Origin of the sequence: Taylorella asinigenitalis ATCC 700933 (assembly GCF_000687755.1) — a bacterium.
GTDB classification, from domain to species: Bacteria; Pseudomonadota; Gammaproteobacteria; order Burkholderiales; family Burkholderiaceae_B; genus Taylorella; species Taylorella asinigenitalis.
Genome location: NZ_JHXN01000043.1, coordinates 1 through 1,372 on the forward strand (window position 1 = coordinate 1; position 1,372 = coordinate 1,372).

General features: G+C 64.9%; 2 protein-coding genes. Both read right to left on the bottom strand.

Annotation, left to right across the window (positions count from 1 at the left end; translation table 11 throughout):
- A partial coding sequence (locus T432_RS09035) for a TIGR02452 family protein (protein ID WP_028884793.1) occupies positions 1-414 on the bottom strand: 414 nt, incomplete at its 3' end.
- Positions 411-1,043 (bottom strand): RNA ligase family protein, encoded by a 633-nt coding sequence (locus tag T432_RS09040; protein WP_010884034.1) that lies wholly within the window; start codon positions 1,041-1,043, stop codon positions 411-413. The genes T432_RS09035 and T432_RS09040, both read right to left, overlap by 4 nt.
- Between the last annotated feature and the right edge of the window lie 329 nt (positions 1,044-1,372).

Below are 1,372 nucleotides of genomic sequence, written 5' to 3' on the forward strand. Positions count from 1 at the left end.
CTGGCGGTTGACCGCGTAGTAAGGCTCGGCCTGGGGTGAGGTCAGACTGAAATAGAGCCCACTGCCACGGCACAGGTCTTCTTCCTGGGCCTGCGCGCCGCCCAGAAAACCGCCACCGGGGTTTTTGGCCGAGGCGAAGTTGAGCGCTGCGAGTGCTGACGCCTTTTCACGCAGGCGACGCGCCGCCGCAAACGTCGTCTCAGACGTGACCTCACAGGTCGTCTGAAAGCTGCCCCGGCGACGGCGTAAGGCTTCTCGTAGGTCTTCTCCCTGCTCCGGCGTGAACAGCCGCGTGCCTTGCCGCATTGCCGCGAGACCCGGCAACCTCACCGGACCCGACCCGGTGACGGACTGGCCCGTGCGGAGGATGTTCAGCGTGTCCTGGGCCTGTTCGGTACGGTTTTTGCGGTTCATGACTGCTCCTGGCGCTTCAGACCGTTCGGCTCCACCGGCTGACTCAGCCAGTGCTGATCGGTCTGCACGTGCCCGCGCCGCACCCACTTGGCGACCTTGCGCCCGAAGTCGGCGTAGGGAATGGCGGCGGTCACGCGCACCACGTAGCCTTCCATCCGTTCCGGGTCGGGGTCCAGGGCCTGAAGGGCGGCCTCGTCCCAGGGGCCGCGGTACAGCTCGCGCGGGGTGGGCAAAGAGAGCCGCTCGGCCCATCCGCGCACCTCGTCCCAGGGCCGCGAGACGTTAAGGTCGTCCCAGACGCTGAAGAGGTAAAAATAGCCGTCCAGATCGTCGTATTTCAAACTATGGACGGCGTAGACGTTCTCGCCGCAAAATCGCCAGCCGAGCGGGATGTCGTGGGCGACGCGGCCCCGCTCGGCCTTGACCCAGGTCCGTGAGGGGTGCGGGCGCATGTCGAGGCTGCGGGCGTGCAGGTCATCACGGTAGAGGCTGGTGTTTTCGCCGTCGAGCTTCTCGGTCACGACGACCTCCTTGCCGATAAATCCGCTCAGCGACGTGATGCGGCGGTCATCGTTCTGGAGGCCCGGCGACCAGGGCAGGTGGGGGATGGAAGGGTATTTGACTCGCATACAGGATCACTGCTGCGTAGAGTAGAGAAAACCTGAGGGTGACGGCATCGGCCTGACGGTCAGGTGGGGTAAGCGCTGTGGCTTAGCTGTCCGGTCGCCGACTTGTGCGGTCCCCACGAAAGAAAAGCGAGCGGCAAGGACACGTCCCCATCCACCCGCTTTTCTAAGCTGTATCGGTTCTTCTTAGCCTGACTAGCCTTCGTTGGGCGGCGTCTCAATCGGCAGAACGTCATCACCAACCTGCGTGGTGCCCGAGCAGCAACTGCCGCCTGACGCCGGCGCCCCGTCCTGCACGCTGTGGGCGTTGCGGTCACGCGGCAGGTTCATGG

What these genes read in the sequence shown, in the direction of transcription:
- T432_RS09040 (WP_010884034.1), bottom strand. Translation starts at nt 1,043, where the DNA reads ATGCGAGTCAAATACCCTTCCATCCCCCACCTGCCCTGGTCGCCGGGC.